This is a genomic window from Autumnicola musiva (assembly GCF_031846585.1).
Classification (GTDB): Bacteria; Bacteroidota; Bacteroidia; order Flavobacteriales; family Flavobacteriaceae; genus Autumnicola; species Autumnicola musiva.
On record NZ_JAVRHK010000063.1, the window covers coordinates 1 to 1,187 of the forward strand.

Annotated in this window: 1 protein-coding gene; it reads left to right on the plus strand. The window is 47.6% G+C overall.

The window, feature by feature from the left end; genetic code table 11:
* The coding region (gene tnpC, locus RM539_RS19825) for an IS66 family transposase (protein ID WP_311505156.1) at positions 1-1,187 on the plus strand (1,187 nt) is incomplete at both ends.

A 1,187-nucleotide genomic window follows, 5' to 3' on the forward strand; every position in this document is an offset into this window, starting at 1 on the left:
AAAAGAACCTCTAATCATAAAGGTCGTCAGCCCCTTCCTGATCACCTGCCGGTAGAAGAAATAGAGATCTATCCCAGTGAGGATACCAGCGATATGGTATGCATCGGTAAGGAAGTAACCGAGGAGCTTGAGTATAAGCCGGCAAGTTTTTACATCAAGCGGTATATCCGCTATAAATATGCTCCTAAAAACAAGGAAGGAGTGGTGATCGGGGAGCTTCCAAACAGAGTGATCGAAAAAGGGATCCCCGGAGCTGGACTACTGGCCTGGATATTGACGTGTAAATACCTGGAGCATCTCCCGCTTTACCGGTTACTCCAGCGCTTTAAACGAGAGAAAATTCCAATTGCCTCCTCTACCCTGGAAGGCTGGACCAGGCAGGCTTTGAAAATAATCGATATCCTCTACCAGTATCTGCTGATTGATACCCGGGCCATGGGGTACCTGCAGGCTGATGAGTCCCCGATCAAGGTCATCGATAAAAATAAGAAAGGCACCACCCATAGGGGATTTTACTGGGTGTACCATAACCTTATAGACAAAACCGTACTCTTTGATTACCAGCCTGGGCGTAGCCGGGAGGCTGCCGATCATGTATTAGCTGATTTTAAAGGATACCTGCAGACGGATGGGTACGGCGCGTATGACAAAATCGGCCAGCGTGAAGGGGTCACTCACCTGAATTGCTGGGCACATGCCAGAAGAGAATTTGATAAGGCAAAGGATAATGATAAAGAGCGGGCGGAAAAAGCACTGACCTTCATCCAGCAGCTATATGCTGTAGAGGCCCAGGCTCGGGAAGATAAACTGACTCCTGATCAGCGAAAGGAGCTGCGTCTTGAAAAGTCATTGCCGATATTAAACGAGCTGGGCAAATGGATGTTCCAGCAGATGAGGAATCACCAGCTGCTTCCAAAGAGTCCTATCGGAAAAGCCTTTAGATACACGATGGAGAGGTGGGATCAGCTAAATGGGTATCTATATGATGGTGTGCTGGAAATCGATAACAACCTGGTGGAAAATGCCATTCGCCCCCTGGCTCTTGGCAGAAAGAACTACCTCTTTGCAGGAAGCCATGATGCAGCACAGAGAGCCGCCGGAATTTATTCCTTCTTTGCTATCTGCAAAAAGCACGAGGTAAATCCATACGAGTGGTTGAAATATGTTCTGGAAAATATCCATTCCAT